Source organism: Hydrogenophaga sp., assembly GCF_051007235.1.
Taxonomy (GTDB): Bacteria; Pseudomonadota; Gammaproteobacteria; order Burkholderiales; family Burkholderiaceae_C; genus Hydrogenophaga.
Window position 1 is genome coordinate 1 of sequence record NZ_JBPCSJ010000045.1, and the last position, 2,519, is coordinate 2,519.

Sequence of the window (2,519 nt, forward strand, 5' to 3'; positions counted from 1 at the left end):
CGCTTACGCCGCGCCCATGTCGCACGGGGCGGGGCTCTACGCCATCCCGCACCTCATGGCCGGCGCGCGCCACGTGGTGCCCGCCTCGGGCGGCTTCGACGCGGCCGAGCTGTTCGAGCTGGGCCGAGCGCTCGGCCCGCTCTCGCTGTTCGCCGCTCCAACCATCGTCAAACGCATCGTAGACGAGGCCGAGGCGCAGGGCCTCACGCCCGAACAATGCGGCCAGAGCTTCAAGACCATCGTCTACGGCGGTGCGCCCATGTACGCCGCCGACATCCGCCGCGCGCTGCGCACCATGGGCCCGCGCTTCGTGCAGATCTACGGCCAGGGCGAAAGCCCCATGACCGGCACCGCCCTCAGCCGCGCCCACCTGGCCGACACCGCAAACCCGCGGCACGAAGCACGCATCGCCTCCGTCGGCGTGGCCCAGACACCCGTGCGCATCCGCGTCGCAGGGCCGGACGGGCAATCACTGCCCGCGGGCGAGGTGGGCGAAGTGTTGATCCGCGGCGACAGCGTCATGGCCGGCTACTGGCGCAACCCCGAAGCCACGCAGGCCGCCATCCGCGATGGCTGGCTGTGGACCGGCGACATGGGCGCACTCGACGCCGACGGCTTCCTCACCCTCAAGGACCGCAGCAAGGACCTCATCATCAGCGGCGGCAGCAACATCTATCCGCGCGAGGTGGAAGAAGTGCTGCTGCACGCCCCCGGCGTGGCCGAAGTGGCCGTGGTCGGCGCGCCCGACCCCGAATGGGGCGAAATCGTGGTGGCCTTTGTGGTGCCGCAGCCGGGGGCGGCACTGGATGCGAAAGCGCTCGACGCCTTCTGCCTGGACCAGATCGCGCGCTTCAAGCGGCCCAAGCGCTATGAATTCGTCGAGGCGCTGCCCAAGAACAACTACGGGAAGGTGTTGAAGACGGTGCTGCGGGAGCGGGTGTGAACCCGACTGAGCCGGGTTCGGCTGTTGGCACCGGACGCGTTGCAGGTCTAGAATGCATCGCAACTGCAACGCATTGAGACTGCCCATGAAAACCGCCACCTTGCCTTCACTGCGCGTCGATCCCCAGCTGCGCGATGCCGCGCAAAGCGTGCTGCAGGAGGGCGAGACCCTGTCGGGTTTCATCGAGGCATCGGTTCGAGAAACCATCGAACGCCGACGCGTGCGCGCCGAGTTCGTGGCCCGCGGGCTGGCATCGCGCGAAGCCGCGCAAACCTCAGGCGTCTACTTCGCGGCGGGTGAGGTGCACGCCGAACTTGGCCAACGGCTAGAGCAGGCCCGTGCCAAGTTGCTGAAGCAGAAGCCGGTACGGGTGCGCGGGTGAGCTTCGCGGTCCGATACACCGCCGCTGCTCGCGACGACCTGATCCGCCTCTACGACTTTTTGCTGGAGCGGGCCAGCACGGCCGAAGACCTGGAACTGGCCGAGCGGGCGCTGAACGCGATCACCACCGCCGTCGACAGCCTGGGCCGCTCACCCTTCATCTACCGCAAGGCAGGTCAGAGCCCGTTTCTGCGCGAACTGCTGATCCCGTTCAGCCACAGTGGCTACGTCGCCCTGTTCGAAATCGAGAACGCCTCGACGGTGACGATCCTGGCGGTGCGCCATCAGTTGGAAGACGACTACCACTGAGGGCGTTCGCAGCCTTTCCTGTTTCGCCACGGACTCAGCCGACCCAGTTCTCCAGCAGCAGACCCGGTACCCATTCGAACTCGCCCATGTTGTTGGTGACCAGGGTCAGGCCCTCGCTGCGGGCGTGCGCCGCGATGTGCAGGTCGTTCACGCCGATGGGGCGCCCGGCCTTTTCCAGCTCGGCACGAATGGCGCCGTAGTGCTGCGAGGCCTTGGCGCTGTACGGAAGCACTTCCAGCAGGCTGGCGAACTCCTCCACCACGGCCAGGTTCTGCGTTACTTTCGCGCTTTTTTCTGCGCCGTGGTACAGCTCGCTCAGGGTGATGGACGAGATCGCCATGCGCCCGGCGTTCTCATTGAACACCCCCATCACCTCCAGCGGCCGGCGCTTGATGACGTAGATGACGATGTTGGTGTCGAGCAGGTACTTGAGCATGGCGCGGTCTTCAGAACGCGTCGCGCCCGGCCTGCTCCTGGGTGGCACGTTCGGCCATGAAGTCGTCGGATGCCTGCGGCCCGTTCATGAAGAACGCGTCCCACGTGTGACCCACCGGCGAAATGATCCGGTCCATGCCCCGCGCCCGCACCTGCACTTTTTTCACGCCCTCGGGCAGCCGCACGTCCGCCGGCAGGCGCACGGCCTGTGAGCGGTTGTTGGTGAAGACGGTGGTGATGCTCATGGCGGCCTCCTGGTGGGATATGGCGCGAGTATATGGCGCAGGGGCTTCTGGTGCTACCCGTTGGCGGAACGAACTGTGGCCTTGCTTCTCGGGTTGGTTGATGGACTGGCAAAAGGCAAGACCTGACCCCGTTGCTCGAAAGGCAAGACCTGACCCCGTTGCTCGAAAGGCAAGACCTGACCCCGTTGCTCTGCGTTGCTCTGCCT

General features: G+C 66.3%; 5 protein-coding genes. 3 read left to right on the forward strand and 2 right to left on the reverse strand.

The genetic code is table 11. The features are described from left to right. The 3 genes from ACR2JA_RS01440 to ACR2JA_RS01450 form a co-directional block, all read left to right on the forward strand. Positions 1-943, forward strand: a 943-nt coding sequence (locus tag ACR2JA_RS01440) for an AMP-binding protein (RefSeq protein WP_434007365.1), incomplete at its 5' end; no start/stop codon positions are given. Between the two features lie 85 nt (positions 944-1,028). Continuing rightward, a complete protein-coding gene (locus tag ACR2JA_RS01445) occupies positions 1,029-1,325 on the forward strand; it encodes a YlcI/YnfO family protein (protein ID WP_434007366.1) in 297 nt (98 codons plus the stop codon). Then, positions 1,322-1,633 carry a type II toxin-antitoxin system RelE/ParE family toxin gene (locus ACR2JA_RS01450; RefSeq protein WP_434007367.1) on the forward strand — a complete coding sequence of 104 codons (312 nt, stop codon included), beginning with the start codon at positions 1,322-1,324 and terminating at the stop codon, positions 1,631-1,633. Before ACR2JA_RS01445 ends, ACR2JA_RS01450 begins: the two co-directional genes overlap by 4 nt. 34 nt (positions 1,634-1,667) lie before the next feature. On the opposite strand, the gene vapC is transcribed toward ACR2JA_RS01450, so the two are convergent. Then, the gene (gene vapC / locus ACR2JA_RS01455) at positions 1,668-2,069 is read right to left on the reverse strand and encodes a type II toxin-antitoxin system tRNA(fMet)-specific endonuclease VapC (protein ID WP_434007368.1); all 402 of its coding nucleotides are present in this window, start codon (positions 2,067-2,069) and stop codon (positions 1,668-1,670) included. Between the two features lie 10 nt (positions 2,070-2,079). Beyond that, entirely contained in the window at positions 2,080-2,313 is a 234-nt protein-coding gene (gene vapB, locus ACR2JA_RS01460) for a type II toxin-antitoxin system VapB family antitoxin (protein ID WP_434007369.1), read from the reverse strand. Positions 2,314-2,519 lie beyond the last annotated feature (206 nt).